This is a genomic window from Halotia branconii CENA392, from assembly GCF_029953635.1.
Lineage (GTDB): Bacteria > Cyanobacteriota > Cyanobacteriia > Cyanobacteriales > Nostocaceae > Halotia > Halotia branconii.
This window is the reverse complement of record NZ_CP124543.1, coordinates 2,304,933-2,323,442: the sequence shown is the minus strand read 5'-3', so window position 1 is coordinate 2,323,442 and position 18,510 is coordinate 2,304,933. Positions and strand designations below refer to the sequence as shown.

Sequence of the window (18,510 nt, the reverse complement as noted above, 5' to 3'; positions counted from 1 at the left end):
CAGATACTTAGACTCCCAAAGGCCTCCTTCGGGGAGTTCCTGTTTTTTGAAGAGGGACTTCCTGAAAAATAGAGTCTGAAAAAGCAGGGTAGTCAGTTGACATCCCCAGCATTGTGTCATGGCATCTACATCATCAGGTTGCTTACACTCTCAATGTTTAAATTATCCAGGATGAACCGGTTTTGGCCTCTATCTATGGGTCATGTTTGGCGACAAAATACCCAAGGTTCGCCTTTTAAAGAAGCGGAAGATACTATTTCCTTGCGTGTGCTAGTGCTAGCGTTGGTAATTATCGGCATTGTGGCCACAGATATTGCCACTGAAACGACATCTAGTATTTGGGCAATACCACCAAGTATTGTTGGCGCAATTTGGAGTTACTACCGTCGTCGCCATGCTAATGTCACCGTTAAATTCTGCATCGCCATCGGCATGTTAATTGCACTGGGTGCTTTTTTTGGGCGATTGTTGGGAGAATTGAACGATACACGGCTGGCATTGGCAGAGTTATTAATTCAACTACAAATACTCCACAGTTTTGATATGCCTCGTCGCAAAGACTTGGGCTATTCTATAGTTATAGGCATAATTTTATTGGGTGTAGCAGCAACACTAAGCCAAACTTTAGCTTTTGCACCAGTGCTGTTATTATTTTTAGCGATCGCCCTACCAACTTTAGGATTAAATTACCGTTCGCAACTGGGACTGCAAAAGTCAACAGTAGCCAGTCAAAAGTCAAAAGAAATTAAATTATCTTCACGTATACCTGTTTATTTTTTACTTTTTAGTTTAGTTGTCGGTTTAGGGCTAGGGATTTTTGCTGTTTTACCTCGATTTCCTGGTTATCAACTGCGGACTTTTCCTGTAAGTTCGCCGATTGAGGTCAAAGGTAGTTTTACAGGTCGCAGTATTATCAATCCTGGTTATGTTCGTCAAGGCAATGCTAATAATCAAGGTAGTAGTAGCAATAGTCTAGGACAAAACCAAACAACAGGTGAGCCAGGACGCTTAGATAACGGTTCTTATTACGGTTTTAATAGCCAGATTAACCAAAACTTGCGCGGAGAGATGAAACCCAAAGTAGTAATGCGGGTGCGATCGCAAGCTGAGGGTTTTTGGCGAGTATTGGCATTTGACCGTTATACAGGTAAAGGTTGGGAAATTTCCCGCAATGAAAAGGTGAGAACTATCAAGCGATTGCCTTGGTCTTACCAAATTTATGTAGCTACACCTGATATCATTGGTAAAACTAGAGATGTTGTGCAAACTTACACGATGGTTTCAGATTTGCCTAACCTGATTCCAGCGATGACTTTTCCTCAAGAAGTTTACTTTCCCACACCTATAATTGCCATTGATCAAGAAGATGGGTTACGCGCACCTGTCGGATTATCCCAAGATCTTACCTACACAATTATTTCCAAAGTACCATACCGCGATCGCGCTGCTTTAGGAAAGGCTTCTACTAATTATTTAAAAAAAATTACCGATTATTACCTGCAAGTTCCTCCCGAAATTGAGAAAAAAGTCAAGGAACGTACTAAAGAAATTCTTGCCAACTATAACCGTGAACGGGTGGGAAAATCTTTAAAAACCTTAGATTCACCTTACGAAAAGGCTCTTTATCTAACTCAGTACCTCAAGCAAAACTATTCTATTCCTCAAAATCCCTTAGATCTGCCTTATTTAGAGGAAAAAGATGACTTAGTAGAAGCGTTTTTGTTCAAGTATAAGGGGGGATATCCAGACCACTTCTCGACGGTTCTCACAGTAATGCTACGTTCTATTGGCATCCCAGCACGGTTAGTGGCAGGGTTTGGTGCTGGGGAATTTAATCCATTTACGGGGATGTATGTTGTCCGTAATACAGACGCTTACGCAATGACAGAAGTATACTTTCCCAAACATGGCTGGTTTGCTTTTGACCCAATTCCCAACCATCCTTTGATTCCTCCCTCAATTGAAGATACTCAAACTTTTAGTGTCTTGCGGCAATTTTGGCGCTGGGTGGCTGGCTGGCTACCTTCCCCAGTTACAGGTTTACTGAATAATGTGTTTGGGACAATATTTAGCTATGTGAGTCGGGCGATCGCTTGGTTTTTCGCTTTATTCACTCAAGGTTGGTTTGGTGTATTGACTGGCTTAGTCTTGACAACTACAATAGCTTTCTTGGGTTGGCTGGGGTTAAATCAGTGGCGAGAGTGGCGCGATCGCCGTTGGTTGGGTAAATTACCACCAATGGAAGGCCTTTATCAACAAATGCTGCAATGGACAGCTCAAAAAGGTTTAGGTAAACATCCAGCACAAACACCCTTAGAGTATGCCAATGTATCATATCAGCATCATACTCCAGCCACTGCTCAGGTAATAGATGAAATTTGTCAAGCTTATGTGGGTTGGCGTTATGGTGGTCATACGCCTAACTTGAAGCAATTGCAACAAAGTTGGCAAACTCTAAAAAAGACTGTTAAATAATTTTTTTACATACAAAGGTTGTTTATTGGGCAACCTTTTTGATTTCAATAAAAGTAGCATTGTGTAGCTAAAGGTATAATATAGTTCGCAGTCCTTCGTCTACTTCTTCTTGTAGATATTCTGGTAATACTCCAAAACGCTCTACTAAAAACGTTTTGTCAACAGTCAAAATTTGAGAAACATTAGCTACAGAATCTTTGGATAAACCTGTAGCTTCACGTAGTAACAACACATTACCTGGCGCTTTTGCTAACTGAATGTTAGAGGTAATAACTACCACAATTACGGTGCTAATACGACTTTGATTAAAAATATCATCTTGAACTATCAAAATAGGACGGCGATATCCAGGTTCTGAACCAAGTGGATCAGGCAAGTTTGCCCACCAAATTTCTCCGCGATACACTACCAATCCTCACGGCATAAAGACACAAATTGCAACTTTGCAAATATTGGATCTAGTTCAGATGACTCTTGAGAATAAACTTGATTCAGTTTGTTTAAGATCTGATTACGGTTGTATTTCCGTAAATATATTTTCAAAGCTTTTGTGTAAAGTTCGCTGCGTGATATACCTAACTCTCTAGCTAGTGCTTCTGCCTCTTCAAAAACTAAATCTGGAAGCGAAATTGCAGTTTTCATAGGTACTTTTGTTGTTACTACTACACTTTTGGGTTATACCTTAGTTATACCAAATTTCAAAATATTTCGTACAATAAGTCTATATTTTTTTATGAGTAATAAAAGTTTGTGCGTAAGTCTTACCAACTTTGCGTCTGCATCAAATTTCCTGAAGATTAGAGATACAAACCTTAATAGATCATATTTACACCAACTGACGGCACTGCAATTCACTCAGCAACTACTAAAGTGGCATGAATCCAAGGTAGCGATCGCTATCCAATAAATTGTAATATAATAATACATATTTGTAGTCTGATACATCTGATATTTTTAATTGCTGATTAGCTTGCTTATTATACTTATGCATGTGTCTTTAGGAATATTTAAAGGTGTTTTGGCTAATAAACAGCTAAAAAAAGCATCTGCTATTTAAAAACTAAGGCTGGCTATACCTAAAGCGTTGTAACTCCAATTTTTTGGGGATAACATGGAAATAACTTCCTTACCAGCTTCGCGCACCATACGTGGTGTTAATTTTATATGGAAATACAGTTAATTAATATCGGTTTCGGCAACATAGTATCTGCTAACCGAGTAGTTGCGATCGTTAGTCCAGAATCTGCCCCGATTAAGCGGATTATTACCGAGGCGCGGGATAAAAACCAGCTAGTTGACGCAACTTATGGTCGTCGGACTAGGGCTGTAATTATTACGGATTCCAGCCACGTTATCCTGTCGGCGATTCAGCCTGAAACGGTTGCGAATCGCTTTGTGATTTCCCGCGAGCATCATGTTGTAGATAATTGATTAGGGGTAAGTTAATAGCCCTAGTTTTATTTGCACCATATCCGCAGTACTATGTGAATTAGACTAGTTTTCTGTCACTCGTGCTACAAATTCGTTAGTTAAATTTAATTTTTGCAACGAAATATAAAGGCTAATGAACAACATTTATTGATTAATTCGCAGATTGAACGGATAATGCAAGCTTTACCTATCCAGAGTTGTGCTAATACCCAAGAAGACCAGTCTCCAGGCAGGTTAATTGTTTTAACTGGGCCTAGTGGGGTTGGTAAAGGCACTTTAATGCGATCGCTGTTGCAGCGCCATCCCCAATTGTATTATTCCGTATCTGTAACTACTCGTTCTCCCCGTCCAGGAGAAATCGAAGGCAAAAATTATTACTTTATTAGTCGCAGCAAGTTTGAACAGTTGATTGCTAAAGGCGAATTTTTAGAATGGGCGGAATTTGCTGGTAACTATTACGGTACTCTCCGTGAAACTGTACTTAATCAAGTTCGCTCAGGCAAGTTGGTAGTGCTAGAAATCGAACTAGAAGGGGCAAGACAAATCCGTACTTTTTTTCCTCATGTTCTCAGCATTTTTATTCTACCGCCTGACTTTGATGAATTAGAGAAACGGATACGCGGTCGTGGTCAAGATTCTGAAGAAGCGATCGCCCGTCGTCTATGCCGTGCCAAAGAAGAAGTGAAAGCAGCAGGTGAGTTTGATATTAAAGTTGTCAATGATAATTTTGAAACTGCTCTCAATGCGATAGAAACAGCTTTATTTAATTCCAATTCCTGAAAACCACAATCAAGCCGTTTTTATAATCAAGTTAATGAAAATATAGCCAATTTGCTTAATTGTCAATAACTTAAGTATTATAAATAATTAGGCATAAGGTATCAATGAATAGTAAAAAATTATTAATTACTAATACCCTATGCCCAATTAACAGAAAACAGAAGTTTAATTAGCCAAATAGTCCTTGAATAATTCCCAAATTGCTAGTCAACAAATACGCGACTACTGCTCCACCAATACCACCAATTAAGAAAGAACTAGCAAAGTGATTCCAGCTTTCTTTGGAGTTAAAAGCATCTACTGGAGGATTCGGTACTGTAACACTAGCAAGTGCTTTAGGAGGATTGCTATTAGCGTACAAGGATAGACAAGCGGTGAGAACTATAACTAAACCGATTGCTGATAATACACCAGCTAAGTTGGCATTAACTGTATTCCGCAGAGGCCCCAATTTAGCAAAGGGGCCAAACAGCAAATAGCCATGAGCCATGCCAACTTCTAGCCCACGTCTAGAAGGATTCAGGCCTGGGCGATAAGCGGGTAAGTTATTAATGAACCACTTGACTAAGGGAGAAGAATTAACCGGGGTCTCTAGGTTGCCTTGCTGAGGATCACGTCCTGCTGAAGTAACAACCTCCCGATTTCTAGGATCGCTGGGGAGATCTTTGGATGCATCTACTGCTTGCGCCATAATTTTTATGTTTCCCTCTAAGATTAGAATGGTGGCATTTTTATATTAGTAATATTTGTGGATCAAGTTACCTTTTAGCTCATAAGTTTAGAAAAATTAATTTAGCAGCTTTCAAAAAAATGAAACTCGTTAACTGTTTTAAGCATTACGAGTTTCAAAAAATTATTTTTATCACCTAATTAAGTGATAGTTTCACCTAATTAGGCTGAGTCAACTAACCAGTCAATTTTAGGCAAAAGACAATTAATTCAACTATCTTTAAAATCCTATTTTCTACCTATGGAAGTGGATGGAAAAGTAGGTCTGGGAAAAAACGGTTGAACTCAATCAAAATACCTGCTGTAATTGTCAGCCATATAGTAGCTGCTACTGGCGCTGTGGAAATAAATTTAACCAAATAAGATGATTGGTCGCCTTTGTCCGCCATGAATTTAGTCTCCAAAAAATGAATCAGTTAAGATGAATTAGCGGGGAGAAACAGGGATTTCGGAATCTTTAGCTGTTAACTCACCCGACAAGAACTCTTTAAGTGCAGCCGCAGGCCAAGCAAAGCCTGTGGAAATGATCGATAGTGCCAAACCAAGATCGATTTGGATTTCTTTTTGTTCGGTATCTGATTGCTTTTTAATTGCTTGCAAGTAGGAACGGCCTACCCAACCAATCCAACCTGTAATATATAAAAAGAGAATACTGGGGATGAGGAAGTCGCCAGCGCGGTCAAGACGACCATCAACAATCAAGTGAGGATAACCCTCAGGACCGCATAGCGCCTGAGAATAACGCTCAAACCGCTTTCTCCCTGATTGGGGATCAGCGGTGGTATTACGGGCATTTTTTGCTAGCTCTTGAAAAGCGGGAGAGTCTTGACAGGGTACAAGGTTAGCTCCTAGCGCTTGTGCGGGGGGAGCAAAATTGCACCAAAGACAAATCCCTAAAATCAAAGCAAACAATCGTCGCATGGAGTTGTTTCCTTTTATTACAAAACACAAAGTTTCTTGTACAAAACGAAGCGGCTTGTACAATCTTTATTTACATAACTAGCAAGTCATCATACTCTTGCGTGGGAATCGAGTAAAGTTTAAGTAAATAAAAGTTAAAGCTTCTCAAACAAGTCCTTAGTTGGCAAAACCCTAGAATGGCAATCGTTTTAGCAATAGAAACCAGCTGTGATGAAACTGCCGTCGCAATTGTTAATAATCGTCAAGTTTGCAGTAGTATTGTTGCTTCACAAATTCCAGTGCATCAGCAATATGGTGGAGTAGTGCCAGAAGTGGCATCTCGCCAGCATTTAGAAACGATCAATTGGGCGATCGCCCAAGCAATGGAGCAAGCACAATTAAACTGGGGGCAAATTGATGGAATTGCTGCCACTTGTGCCCCTGGACTGGTGGGAGCGCTTTTAGTAGGCTTAACGGCAGCAAAAACCCTGGCAATTTTACACAACAAACCATTTTTAGGAGTTCACCACCTTGAAGGTCACATTTACGCGACTTACTTGAGTGAGACAACTTTAGATCCCCCTTTTCTTAGCTTACTGGTTTCAGGCGGACATACAAGCTTGATTTACGTTAAAAACTGTGGTGATTACAAAACTTTAGGCCAAACCCGTGATGATGCGGCAGGTGAAGCTTTTGATAAAGTAGCCCGGTTGTTAAAGCTAGGTTATCCTGGCGGGCCAATAATTGATCATTTAGCACAAGCAGGTAATTCCCAAGCCTTTGCCTTGCCAGAAGGTAAAGTTTCACTACCCGGTGGAGGATATCATCCCTACGATGCAAGTTTTAGTGGTTTGAAGACAGCGGTGCTGCGTTTAGTAGAGCGGTTAGAAAAAGATGGTGGACAAGTGCCAGTAGCAGATGTAGCGGCTAGCTTCCAAGAAACAGTAGCGCGATCGCTAACTAAAAGAGCGATCGCCTGTGCCCTAGATTATAATCTCAACACCATTGCTGTGGGTGGAGGAGTAGCGGCTAACAGCGGTCTGAGAAAAAACTTACAAGTTGCCGCTGCCAAGCATAATTTACGTGTCTTGTTTCCTCCCCTAAAATACTGTACTGATAATGCCGCCATGATTGCCTGTGCCGCCGCTGATCATTTATCCCTCGGTCATACATCTCCCATCACCCTAGGCGTTGAATCTCGATTAGCTCTGACTCAGGTGATGAAGTTATATCAATCTAATTGACATCCAAAGTAATTCGTACGCCCCTGACCACTGACTACTGACCACTAACCACTGACTCTTGAACACTAACTATCGACAGTATGTGACTAGCAACCGCCTCTGGCTGCTCTAACATTGCCAAGTGTCCACAATCAGGAATTTCGATTACATTGTCTCCAGAGTATTGAAACAGTCGATGAAAGCTAGCCAAATGGCGGACATATTTGGGTTCCATGACTTTATCGTTAGCACCAGCCAAAAAATAAACTGGCTGTTGAAGTTGAGACACAAGTTGAGGTAAACGGTTGACTTCTTCCTCGGTTGTAGAGTCTAACAATGTTCCCAAAGAAGCCTCCGGGTCAGCTACGACGAAATCAATCACTCGCTGACGCGCCCAATAGCGCTCCAAAGGACGAGCTACACTGGCTTTGGTAAATAACAAATCAATCAGAGGCATCTGAGATAACCAGCGTGGACGCAGTTGTAAAAATCGCTGCCCCATTGCCCGAAATTGCTCAAAAGCTTCTTTAAGATAAATGCCACCACCTGCGTTAATACAGATCACCCCTTTTATACACTCTGGCATTTGAGTTGCTGTCCACAAAGCGATCGTGCCTCCTAAGGAGTGCCCAATCAGCCAAGCACTGTGAATATTTAGCTGTTGCAGAAGAGTTACCAAATCTTGAGCGTATGCAGCCGGAGTATAAAGAGAATCAACGGATGAGTTAAGCGCACTACCAAATTTGACAGTTAAGTCAAAAGAAGTTTGTGTCCGATTAGAATCAGTTTCTGGCAATGATTGAGATTCACCAAAACCACGCAAATCATACGATAGGCACTGCAAATCAGTTGATAGGCGGGAAATCACAGGTTGCCAGTATCCACGGCTATTTAACCAGCCATGAATAAATACTAAAGCGTGAGGGCAGGAGGTGGGAGCCGTAAGCTCGTATGCGTGTGGAACGCCTAGGATTTCAATGGTTGCCATACTTAATATCGTACCCTTAAGAAGGGGTAAGACTAAAATATGGAATTTAAAAAGGATAAATACTGAATTTTTTTATACTTCATCCTTTAGATCATTTACCCAAAAGCCTTTGACGCACTCCTTCAGCAATTTTGTGTCCCAAATACTCAGGAATCAAGCTTTCATTCGGCCCTAATAAATAGAGAATAAGACGTGTACGCCCACGCCAAACCAACAAATTGGCATTGACTACTAGCAAATCTTCTTGCCAAATGGCGTACATTACTTTATAAAACAACCCTGGTTGATTATCCGCTTCAATCACCAGAGCTGGGAGATGAAATACTGGGTCAACATAAAACTCTGTCTGTACTTGTTCTAAGCCAGTATCAAGGTTAAATTCTACTGCCAGCATTTCTTCTACTTCAAACCGCCCTCCTAAAGCCTCACGAATAGCGCGGCAGACATTTTCTGCGGTTTTCTCAGTTAAGGCTTTACTGCCACGAGATACTAATAGTTTGATAAAAACCAACATTGGCGGTCGAATCTGACCATACAGGCTCAGACCGTGAATAGTCAGCCCATAAGCCGCCAGCACACCAAAAATATCACTCAGGAGAAACGACTGATTGCGGTAAGCAAAGTGTAAAGCACTTTTGCTTCCTTCCGGCTTTAACTCTATAACAGCGCGTCTGGTTTTATAGAGCCGATAGGCTAGCCGTAGATTTTGTAGTTGAATCTCACTACTTACAAACTGCTCATAAAACTGGGGAAACGCTCGATTAAAGCGCTTTAAAAGTTCCAGTGTCGAAGATTTTAAACCAGAAGCCATCGTTGGGGTAAGACTCGCTTGCTTTCGTCACCAGCGAACTGGAGACTGAGGACTGAGAACTGAGAATTAGGGACTAGGGAAGGGAATAGGGACTAAGGACTAGGGATTAAATTTTTTCCCATGCCCAATGCCCAATGCCCCATATATAATTGACTCTCATATTTTCGTCTTTTGGGGAATTTCTCCTAGGCTTTACAACAAAATGCTAAAGTTGAAAATGATTGGTGTGAAACACGCTGCGAATGCTGTTGCCATCGGGAATCCCAAAAACACCTGAAGAAATTTAAGTGTAAGGGTAATTTGAATGGTAGTAGCTTTTGTAAGACGTGAATCAACCACTCAAATAGAGTGGCAACCAATTCAGTTATACTACCCGAACCACGTTGGCATGGGTTTTTGGAAAACTTGGTTTAGTACTCCTGAATCTTTAACGACAAGTAAGACTACTTCCTTTGAAGAGCATACAGCAGCATCTGTGGGCAATAGCCCCAATAACATTAGCGAAACTTCATCTAAAGAGGCTCGCATTGTTTTTAGTACCGAGCGAGATCTTGATCTGTATGAACTAGAAGAACTCTGTGATGCAGTTGGCTGGTCGCGTCGTCCTTTGAGAAAAGTGAAAAAAGCCATAGAGCATAGTTTTTTGGTAGCCTCCATGTGGCAGGTGCGAGGAAACCAAAGACGGCTCATTGGTTTTGCCCGTGCTACTTCAGATCATGCTTTTAATGCCACTATTTGGGATGTGGTAGTTCACCCAGATTTTCAAAGTAAAGGACTGGGAAAGGCATTGATGAAATATGTACTCAAAAAACTCAGAAGTGAAGAAATTAGCAACGTTACTCTTTTTGCTGATCCCCATGTTGTAGATTTCTACAGAAGTATGGGTTTCATGTCAGACCCCGAAGGCATCAAAGGTATGTTTTGGTATCCCCACTAAATTTTGTATATAAATAAAGAGTAGGTCGCTGTTAAAAAAACTTAGCTAATCTGATAAATTGGGAGTAAATCTGGTGATAGCGAACATGTTTCCCTACATAGCCCACCCATCCAGCAGCACAATTTTAAATAGTGATAGCCAAGCAGGCTCAGGGAACTAAACCCTTATAATCCTACATAGCCCACCTATCCAGCAGCACAATTTTAGATAGTGATAGTGAAGTAATTAATTGTATGTTAGAAAATTAGTAAATATTTCTAAAATCTGATATAATTAAATAGCTTCTGTGAGAAATACCACCTTTGGTAAACCATCGCAAAGTAGAATTAATTTATCCGGGATGTAGCGCAGCTTGGTAGCGCGCCTGCTTTGGGAGCAGGATGCCGCAGGTTCAAATCCTGTCATCCCGATTAATAGATTATGTACCCACGTTTTTTGTGGGATTTTTTGTATATACATAATTTAGAACATCAAATTTTGCTCTTAACTAAACTCGGTATTTATTGGAAATTTTTTGGTACAATCTACGTTTAAATTGTAAGTTTATCCAAGAATGCCATTTTGGCTATTCTGGCACTAGACTGTGCTTTGAAGATGAACAAGCAAAATCTCCTCCTAAAGGAAGGAACTTCTGTACTTAGATTGCATATCTGGCAATTTTTAAATCCAGTCACAGGTGGAACGATTAATTATGTGGTTACGTCACTCTCTTTGAGAAAGACAGTAAAATGGCATTGATCGCTTCAACAGTTGGGGAATTTTTTTTCTCCTTGAGAGCAAAATACAATAAGCATCTACAATATTACGCAGTCAATAACAAGGCTAACTTGAGAAAAACACAATTTAGTACTGCAATTGGTGACAAAGATAACATCGCAATTCTCTCAAGTTTAAAAAGACTAGGTCTTGGCACTCAGCTGTTAGTATTTAACGACAAACATGAAGTTTTCACATATCAGACGGATTGCTATATAACTAAAACTAGCCAGTTGGAGCTGTGCAAATCCAACAACTTGTCTGACTTAATTGAACTATATGATGCGAGGATTTGTTATGAAAGCATTGGTTCGCTGGGGAGCAACATTAGGCTTGGTTGGGAGTACTTTGCTGGGAACAGTTTTTGTAGGAAATGCTCCAGTGTTGGCATTGTCAGAACAGCAAATAAAAGAGAAATTAGACTCTGTACCTGTATATGTGATTACCAATGAGAAAGGTTTACCATTGAGTCGCCCCTTACCAGAAACTCAAAACGGTAAAAAACCTGGTGGTTCTGTGACAGGTGTTTATTTAAGCAGACAAGAAGCTCAGGCTTTTATTACTGAGCTGCGGAATGCTAAAGGCAAAGATCCGAAGATGGAAGAAATGGTAAAAAGCCTACAGGTGACAGCATTACCTCTAGGGGTGATTTATCAGCAACTACAACAAAGCAAGAACCAGCCAGACCGTCTTTTATTTGCTTTTAAACCTGTAGAACAGGAAATTAAAGGGGCAATGGATTTGTTACGCCAAAGCGGTCAAAAGGTAGAGCAATTTAAGAGTGTGCCTATTTTTGCTGTCAGATTTGCACCAGATCAGGGATACGTGCCAATTAAATTGAACTCTGGCAAGGAACAATTAATTCCTCTGTTTTTAAGCAAGCAAGATGCACAAGGTTTATTAAGTCAGGTGAAGCCAAAGTTTCCTAAGGCTGATATTCAAGTCATAGACGTAGACGGAGTTATTAAGACATTACAGGACAAAAACGACGATTGGCTCAAACAAGTAGTTTTAGTGCCGTCTCAAGAATCTAGAGAATATATTAAGACACTGCCTGGAAATAACGCGCCCAAGACCCCTGCTCCATCTGCTGCACCAAAAAAATAGGTTTTCTTCAGGTTAAGACATGACCAATACACAGCCAAAGGTAGTTTCCGGTTTACAACTTTGGCAGTGGTATAAAAAGGCAATCCATACGGTAGCTGCAACTGATGTTCCATTAACTGAGGTTGATTGGCTTCTCCTGGAAGTTGCGAGGTTAGACCGTTTAGCACTGCGTTTGGAGTCTTTCAAAGACTGGCCTCAAATTCAAATCAAGTTATCTCTAGAAGAGTTAGATGATCTATGGCAGCGTCGGTTGCGCGATCGCTTACCAATACAGTACATTGCCAAAGTGACACCTTGGCGACACTTTAAAATCGCGGTATCGAGTGCAGTTTTGATCCCCAGACCAGAAACAGAGTGCTTGATTGATTTAGCAGTGGCAGCTGCACCTTCACAGGCAGGACACTGGGCAGACTTGGGGACTGGCAGTGGCGTAATTGCTTTAGGATTAGCAGATGCTTTGCCAGAGTCTACAATTCATGCCGTTGATTGCAGTCTAGAAGCCTTGAAAATTGCTCAGGAAAACGCCCACAATCTGGGACTTGCTGAACGAGTGAGATTTTATCAAGGTAACTGGTGGGAACCACTAGCACCCCTCAAAGGTGAATTTAGTGGTATGGTGTCTAACCCACCTTATATTCCTACAAGCACCATCGCTACCCTGCAACCGGAAGTAGTTAAACATGAACCACATTTAGCGCTGGATGGTGGTGCTGATGGCCTTGATTGCATCCGCCATCTCATAGAGACCTCACCCGGTTATTTGCGAACTGGTGGTGTGTGGCTAATTGAAATGATGGCGGGACAAGCAGATACGGTGCGAGAAATGTTGCAAAATCAAGGCAGTTATTGCAATATTCAAATCCACGCTGATTTAGCAGGAATTGAACGCTTTGCACTTGCTTACAGAAATTAGAACTGATGAGTTAGGAGTTAGGAAATTACTTCTAGCTCTTAGCTCTTAACTGCTAATTGTGTAAACATGACCCAAGTATCCTTAAAAGATCTGATAGCTAGCGCACGCGCTGGCTTTTTAGTTAGCTTTCCCACAGATACTGTTCCTGCATTGGCAGCTTTACCAGAAAAAGCAGGATTAATTTTTACAGCTAAAAAGCGGAGTCAGGATAAACCTTTGATTTTAATGGCAGCTTGTGCAGAAGACTTATGGTCTTATGTTCAAGGTAGCGAGAATGATTACCAAATTTGGCAGGAAGCAGCCAGGAAATATTGGCCAGGAGGGTTGACCTTGGTGCTGCCAGCAAGCGATCGCTTACCGCCACAAATAAATCCTGCTGACCCAACTACAATTGGTATACGAGTTCCTGATAATGCGATCGCCCAAACTATTTTGGCGCAAACAGGCGCTCTGGCTACGACTAGTGCCAATTTTTCAGGACAACCGCCTTTACAAAGTTTGACAGAAATTGAGGCTCAATTTCCTGAAGTCACGACTCTGGCAACTACAGAATGTCAAGGTGAAACCCTAGGAATCGGTGTACCTTCCACTGTTGCTAAATGGACGGGAATAAATTGGCAAATTTTGCGACAGGGTGCAGTCAGATTAGACTTATAAACTGCTAAATCAAAATAAGTAAATATTGTTATTTTCTTGGTATTGACTTGCTTTTTAGCCGAGACTAGAGATAAAAACGGATGAATTGAGAAATCCGGAACTTTGTTTTGTACCTTTATGGTCAACTAACAAGTTAATTATGGCCAAACTATGAATTGGAGTAACTGGATCTATCTAGGAGTGGGATTAATAGCGGGGGTGGGTTTGCGTCAATTATTTGCGCGTTCTACAAGCACTGCCTCTGACTTATCCCCAACAGTGCCAGAAGATCAACACCATACGCCAGAACTGCTGCAACAAATCAAGCAAACGCAACTAGCGTACCAAATGGCACAGGAAATGGGTCAGTTTAAAGCTGGTTTTTTGGCACGGACTACCCACGAATTGCGATCGCCTCTTAACGGTTTGATTGGTTTACATCAGTTAATTTTGTCAGATTTGTGCGAAAATCCGGCAGAGGAGCGAGAATTTATTGCCCAAGCCCATGAACGGGCGTTGAAGTTGCTACATTTAATCGATGAAATTCTCAGTGTTGCTAGAACAGAACACGGCACTAATAAATTAGATCTTCAGCCGCATTCCTTAGCCGCAGTTTTACAAGAAGTTAATCAACTAACTTATATGCTGGCGGCGAACCGCAATTTTCCTTTGCGGGTGTTACTTCCTGAGCCAGAAATCTATGTTTTGGTAGACCAACGTTGGCTACGCCAAATATTAATAAATTTAATAGATACTGCCCTTACTCAAATGGAAGAAGGCAGTATCCATATTTCTAGTAGCACTTCACCTGAAAATCAAATTGTTTACATTTGTCTGGATGTGCCTATTCACGCTTTATATAAAAGTGAGTCGATTGATTTGCTCAAGTCTGAAGACAAACCTCTTCATCCTGAACAAGATAATGATAGTCTTTCGGTAGGAATGCAGTTCTTACTTAATCAAACTCTGTTAGAAGTGATGGGTGGAAAACTGGCACTCATGCCATCTCCTGAACAATTTGAGCAATTTGCTAGGCTGCAAGTGTCTATCCCACTATTGATTCCTGAAGCTGAACTTCCTCAGTAGTTACCGAATCAAGTTTAGATTGTCTGTGTAATACCATTGTGGTGCTGCTATTGGGCTGGAAACCGATTTTTTCGTAAAATCCTTGTTGACAAGTGGTCATGACATACACACGCTCAACACACTTGAGACGGGGATGATTCAAAATGGTTTTTATTAACTTACTGCCTAAGCCAGTGCCACGGTATTTTGGGTGGATAACAACATCCCAAATTGTGGCACGATAAATGCCATCAGAGGTTGCTCTGGCAAAGCCAATCAGTTGCTCTCCATTGCAAACAAAAATCACTGGGTCGCTGTTGGCAACAGCTATACCTAAATCTTCAATACTACGTCCTTTTGCCCAGAAAGCTGAAATATTGAACAATTCTTGGAGTTGATAAAGATCTATTTGAGAGTGGCGATCGCAAATCTGTTCACGAAATTGAATCTGAAGAGAGTTCATGTCTTGCACCCCAATTTGGCAGTGTCATCTCTATTGTTAAGTTATATAGCGCTTCTCGGTTGTTTGCAATACGCTTTAGTTATGAAAAGAGGCTAGGGACTGGGGGCTAGGGACTAGTGGTCTGTCAACCCAAAAATGACAGGTGGAGGCAGGCAGGGGAAGCAGGGGAAGCAGGGGGAGAAAAGAACTGGACTTTTTCACATTAACCCAGCAAAATTATCTTGACAGAGTACTAGAGTAGTGTATTTCATTGATATCAGGACTTACGCACAGGCAACGGAAAATCTAACCGTAGAGGACGCTGAGAACACAGAGAAATAGGACTTTCAAAGAGTTATTGCGTAAGTTCTAGATAGTATTTATCTACATTCCTTATTGACAAATCCATTTCCATAGAGGATGAGTTACTCCCTGTTGGCGTATCCGACAAACTTGTTTTTCTAAGCGTTCCTTTTCCGGTTGTGGTAAGCCTACGAGAATATTGCGGCTTTGCCATACTAAAACAGCCACGGTCATACCAATACAAAACGCTAAACCAAGGGTAGAGAGTGGATGGTAGAAGAGTCCGTAGCGCACTGCTACCCAGGTAAAATATTGCTGCCAAAGAGCAATTTCTGTACGTAAATCCCACAAACAAAGAGGTGCAATAGTCAGCCATAGACAGCCCACAAATAGCCAACGACCGTAAACAGTCAATTGGTGTAGTCTTTGTACTTGTTGAGCAAAAGATGGGTCGGTATTCTCGGTATTGTTGCTAAAAATTGATGGTTGTTCCGGTTGATCCATAAAGCAATAAAATCGCAGGGCATGGGTAGTTACCAGTTATCAGTTATCAGTTATCACTGTTAACTGTTCACTGTTTACTGTTAACTGTCCTGGGAACTAGCGGATGTATCCATTGCCTCAGTACTCGCTACCAGTGTAGATTGACCTTTACGTTCTCGCCACCAAGTTAAAAGAGTACTGGCGATGAAAATACTCGAATAAGCCCCCGCTGTAAAGCCAACAATTAGTGCTAAAGCAAAGTTTTTGAGGGTTTCGCCACCCAATATAAAGATCGCAAACAATGGCAGCATTGTGGTTAAGGTCGTATTGATAGACCGTCCCAAAGTTTGGTTGACTGCATCATCGACAATTTCAGCAATTGGGCGGTTAGGGTTGGTTTTAATAGTTTCTCGAATGCGATCATAAATTACCACTGTGTCGTTGACTGAGAAACCTGTAATCGTCAACAAAGCCACAATAAAGAGGCTATCTACTTCAATACCAAGTACCAAACCTAAAATAGAAAAAATACCTGCGGTGATCAAAACGTCGTGAAATAAAGCAATGATCGCAAATACAGCGTAGTCCAATTGAAAGCGGAAACTCAAGTATAGAATGATGCCTGCAAAAGCAACAACTAACGCAATGACACCAGAGGTAAATAACTCTCGCCCCAAGGTAGGGCCAACGCTGTCTATTTGGTTTTTTTGTTGATCAAAAGTACCGATTTTTTCGCTGAGGGCATTTTGCAACTTGGTACGCTGCTCAACCTCTAAGTTTTTTGTACGAATTAATACACCATTTTGTAAACCTGTATCTTTGTCAGCCACAATTTGGATGCTGCTGTCACCTAATCCTTGTTCTTTAGCTACTTCCCTAACGACATTGATATCAATTGGCTGATCACAGTTACCCGGTTGAGTACAATCTCGCTCCAACTGTACTCGTGTACCACCGACAAAATCCAAACTAGGACGTAAAGGGGCTTTAATTTCTGGGTTTTGCCAAGAAATCACCATTGAGATGATTCCAATAAGAATGATTACACCAGAAATAGCCCACCACAGCGATCGCGATTTATTAATACTTAGTTTCATCTAGCTACCTCTGCCTGATTATTCGACACTGGCAGTTTAGGACAGAAGAGTTCTATCTTCTTCAATGAGGGAATGGAAATTGCTAAAAACAATAATGTGCGACTACAGGTAATTGCCGTAAACATACTGACTGCTACCCCTAAAGCTAAGGTTAAGGCAAAGCCCTTCACTAAACCAGCCCCCAGCCCAAACAGAGCCGCACAAGCAATAACTGTAGTCACATTGCCATCTAAAATGCTAGAAAATGCTCGGTAAAAACCAGATTCTACAGAACGATATAAAGATTTGCCTGCCCGCAATTCTTCTCGCGTCCGTTCAAAAATTAGCACATTCGCATCTACTGCCATGCCAATACTAAGAATAAAACCAGCAATTCCTGGCAAAGTTAGGGTAACACCTAACAAAGCAAAGCTAGCCCAGGTCAATATAGCGTAAACCAAAAGTGCTACATCCGCAATTAATCCTGGTAGTCTATAATACACCACCATGAATATTAGGACTAAAGCTAAACCACCAGCACCAGCGTAGATACTACTAGTAATGCTGTCTTTACCTAAAGTTGCCCCCACAGTCCGAATCTCGGCAATTTCCACTGGTACGGGTAACGCGCCACCACGTAACTGTACGCCTAAATCGTTAGCTTCTTGGGGGGTAAATCGACCTGTAATTACAGCAGCGCCTCCAGTAATCCCAGTAGCGGCAAATTCTGGGCCGACTACGGGAGCGCTAATCAATTCATTGTCGAGAAAAATACCAATACTACGCCCAGTACCTGCAAGGTTTTTTGTCAATTGAGCAAACAGTTCACCACCCTTTGGCTCAAAGCGAATAGCAACATTCCAATTATTGCCTTGAGTGGGTTCACCATAGGCATCTTTGAGGTATTGCCCATTTAATGGTGGATTGGTACTTTCAAATAACTCGGCGATCGCTTGGTTGTTTTTTTGTAATTCTTCTTGATTTTTAGTAATTGCTGCTTGATCGTTACTGTTTTTCAACTCTGCTTGCTTGGCTTTCAATTCGGCTCGTGATGATTGAAAAGCAAATAGTTGAGTTTCTGTACCGATCTTTTGTAGACGAAATTCTAACTGTGCTGTACCACCGAGTACTCGTTCGGCTTGCTCTGGATCGTTGACTCCTGGCAATTGTACTAAGATTTTGTCTTTACCCACAGTTTGGATCACTGGTTCAGAAACGCCGAGACCATTAATTCGTCCTTCGACAACTTTCTGAACGCCTTCTAAATCTCGTTCAGTGATTTCCTTCATTCCTGGTGCTGGTTTCACCTGAATTGTAAGCTGTGAGCCTCCGCGCAAGTCCAATCCTAGAGGTACAGGAATTTTCGCAATCACCACAATAGCGGCGATGAGCAGGACTAAAATCAAGGCTAATAGCGATCGCTGTCTTTGCATACCATAACTCGCAACTGACAAA

Annotated in this window: 20 protein-coding genes and 1 tRNA gene; 10 read left to right on the top strand and 11 right to left on the bottom strand. The window is 41.4% G+C overall.

What is annotated here, in order from left to right:
• Positions 1-171: 171 nt before the first annotated feature.
• Positions 172-2,475 (top strand): transglutaminase TgpA family protein, encoded by a 2,304-nt coding sequence (locus QI031_RS10240; protein WP_281485067.1) that lies wholly within the window; start codon positions 172-174, stop codon positions 2,473-2,475.
• A 67-nt stretch (positions 2,476-2,542) separates the two neighbouring features.
• Here the strand turns inward: QI031_RS10240 and QI031_RS10235 are convergent, their stop codons facing one another.
• On the bottom strand, positions 2,543-2,881 hold the full coding sequence (locus tag QI031_RS10235; RefSeq protein WP_281485066.1) for a type II toxin-antitoxin system PemK/MazF family toxin: 339 nt from the start codon (positions 2,879-2,881) through the stop codon (positions 2,543-2,545).
• Positions 2,881-3,117, bottom strand: a complete 237-nt coding sequence (locus tag QI031_RS10230) for a ribbon-helix-helix domain-containing protein (RefSeq protein WP_281485065.1) — start codon at positions 3,115-3,117, stop codon at positions 2,881-2,883. Before QI031_RS10230 ends, QI031_RS10235 begins: the two co-directional genes overlap by 1 nt.
• Positions 3,118-3,639: 522 nt before the next feature.
• On the opposite strand from QI031_RS10230, the gene remA reads away from it, so the two are divergent.
• Positions 3,640-3,906: an extracellular matrix/biofilm regulator RemA gene (remA, locus tag QI031_RS10225; protein WP_214437244.1), complete on the top strand. Its 267-nt coding sequence runs from the start codon at positions 3,640-3,642 to the stop codon at positions 3,904-3,906.
• A gap of 171 nt (positions 3,907-4,077) precedes the next feature.
• Entirely contained in the window at positions 4,078-4,686 is a 609-nt protein-coding gene (gene gmk / locus QI031_RS10220; RefSeq protein WP_281485984.1) for a guanylate kinase, read from the top strand.
• Positions 4,687-4,855: 169 nt separating this feature from the next.
• On the opposite strand, the gene QI031_RS10215 is transcribed toward gmk, so the two are convergent.
• The 3 genes from QI031_RS10215 to QI031_RS10205 form a co-directional block, all read right to left on the bottom strand.
• Entirely contained in the window at positions 4,856-5,377 is a 522-nt protein-coding gene (locus QI031_RS10215; protein WP_281485064.1) for a photosystem I reaction center protein subunit XI, read from the bottom strand.
• Between the two features lie 277 nt (positions 5,378-5,654).
• The gene (gene psaJ, locus QI031_RS10210; protein WP_281485063.1) at positions 5,655-5,804 is read right to left on the bottom strand and encodes a photosystem I reaction center subunit IX; all 150 of its coding nucleotides are present in this window, start codon (positions 5,802-5,804) and stop codon (positions 5,655-5,657) included.
• Positions 5,805-5,841: 37 nt separating this feature from the next.
• Entirely contained in the window at positions 5,842-6,336 is a 495-nt protein-coding gene (locus tag QI031_RS10205) for a Photosystem I reaction center subunit III (protein WP_281485062.1), read from the bottom strand.
• A gap of 176 nt (positions 6,337-6,512) precedes the next feature.
• On the opposite strand from QI031_RS10205, the gene tsaD reads away from it, so the two are divergent.
• On the top strand, positions 6,513-7,559 hold the full coding sequence (tsaD, locus tag QI031_RS10200; RefSeq protein ID WP_281485061.1) for a tRNA (adenosine(37)-N6)-threonylcarbamoyltransferase complex transferase subunit TsaD: 1,047 nt from the start codon (positions 6,513-6,515) through the stop codon (positions 7,557-7,559).
• Positions 7,560-7,593: 34 nt separating this feature from the next.
• Here tsaD and QI031_RS10195 read toward each other — a convergent pair whose 3' ends face one another.
• Together QI031_RS10195 and QI031_RS10190 are read right to left on the bottom strand one after the other, a co-directional pair.
• Entirely contained in the window at positions 7,594-8,526 is a 933-nt protein-coding gene (locus tag QI031_RS10195; protein WP_281485060.1) for an alpha/beta fold hydrolase, read from the bottom strand.
• A gap of 91 nt (positions 8,527-8,617) precedes the next feature.
• Positions 8,618-9,337, bottom strand: coding sequence for a hypothetical protein (locus tag QI031_RS10190; protein ID WP_012410214.1), 720 nt, complete (start codon positions 9,335-9,337; stop codon positions 8,618-8,620).
• A gap of 388 nt (positions 9,338-9,725) precedes the next feature.
• On the opposite strand from QI031_RS10190, the gene QI031_RS10185 reads away from it, so the two are divergent.
• The 6 genes from QI031_RS10185 (at position 9,726) to QI031_RS10160 (ending at position 14,772) form a co-directional block, all read left to right on the top strand.
• A complete protein-coding gene (locus QI031_RS10185; protein WP_281485983.1) occupies positions 9,726-10,274 on the top strand; it encodes a GNAT family N-acetyltransferase in 549 nt (182 codons plus the stop codon).
• 336 nt (positions 10,275-10,610) lie between these two features.
• Positions 10,611-10,684 (top strand) — tRNA-Pro (locus QI031_RS10180).
• A gap of 643 nt (positions 10,685-11,327) precedes the next feature.
• Entirely contained in the window at positions 11,328-12,137 is an 810-nt protein-coding gene (locus tag QI031_RS10175; protein WP_281485059.1) for a Tic22 family protein, read from the top strand.
• Positions 12,138-12,156: 19 nt separating this feature from the next.
• Positions 12,157-13,050: a peptide chain release factor N(5)-glutamine methyltransferase gene (gene prmC, locus QI031_RS10170; RefSeq protein WP_281485058.1), complete on the top strand. Its 894-nt coding sequence runs from the start codon at positions 12,157-12,159 to the stop codon at positions 13,048-13,050.
• Positions 13,051-13,116: 66 nt separating this feature from the next.
• Entirely contained in the window at positions 13,117-13,707 is a 591-nt protein-coding gene (locus tag QI031_RS10165) for an L-threonylcarbamoyladenylate synthase (RefSeq protein WP_281485057.1), read from the top strand.
• A 150-nt stretch (positions 13,708-13,857) separates the two neighbouring features.
• Entirely contained in the window at positions 13,858-14,772 is a 915-nt protein-coding gene (locus QI031_RS10160; protein WP_281485056.1) for a sensor histidine kinase, read from the top strand.
• Here the strand turns inward: QI031_RS10160 and QI031_RS10155 are convergent.
• From QI031_RS10155 to secD, 4 genes are all read right to left on the bottom strand, one after another.
• A complete protein-coding gene (locus QI031_RS10155; protein WP_281485055.1) occupies positions 14,732-15,214 on the bottom strand; it encodes a GNAT family N-acetyltransferase in 483 nt (160 codons plus the stop codon). The genes QI031_RS10160 and QI031_RS10155 overlap by 41 nt on opposite strands.
• 372 nt (positions 15,215-15,586) lie before the next feature.
• A complete protein-coding gene (locus QI031_RS10150) occupies positions 15,587-16,000 on the bottom strand; it encodes a hypothetical protein (RefSeq protein ID WP_281485054.1) in 414 nt (137 codons plus the stop codon).
• 80 nt (positions 16,001-16,080) lie between these two features.
• Complete coding sequence (gene secF / locus QI031_RS10145) at positions 16,081-17,076, bottom strand: protein translocase subunit SecF (RefSeq protein WP_281485053.1); 996 nt, start codon at positions 17,074-17,076, stop codon at positions 16,081-16,083.
• Positions 17,073-18,488 carry a protein translocase subunit SecD gene (secD, locus tag QI031_RS10140; protein ID WP_281485982.1) on the bottom strand — a complete coding sequence of 472 codons (1,416 nt, stop codon included), beginning with the start codon at positions 18,486-18,488 and terminating at the stop codon, positions 17,073-17,075. The genes secF and secD overlap by 4 nt, the downstream gene beginning before the upstream one ends.
• Positions 18,489-18,510: the final 22 nt, after the last annotated feature.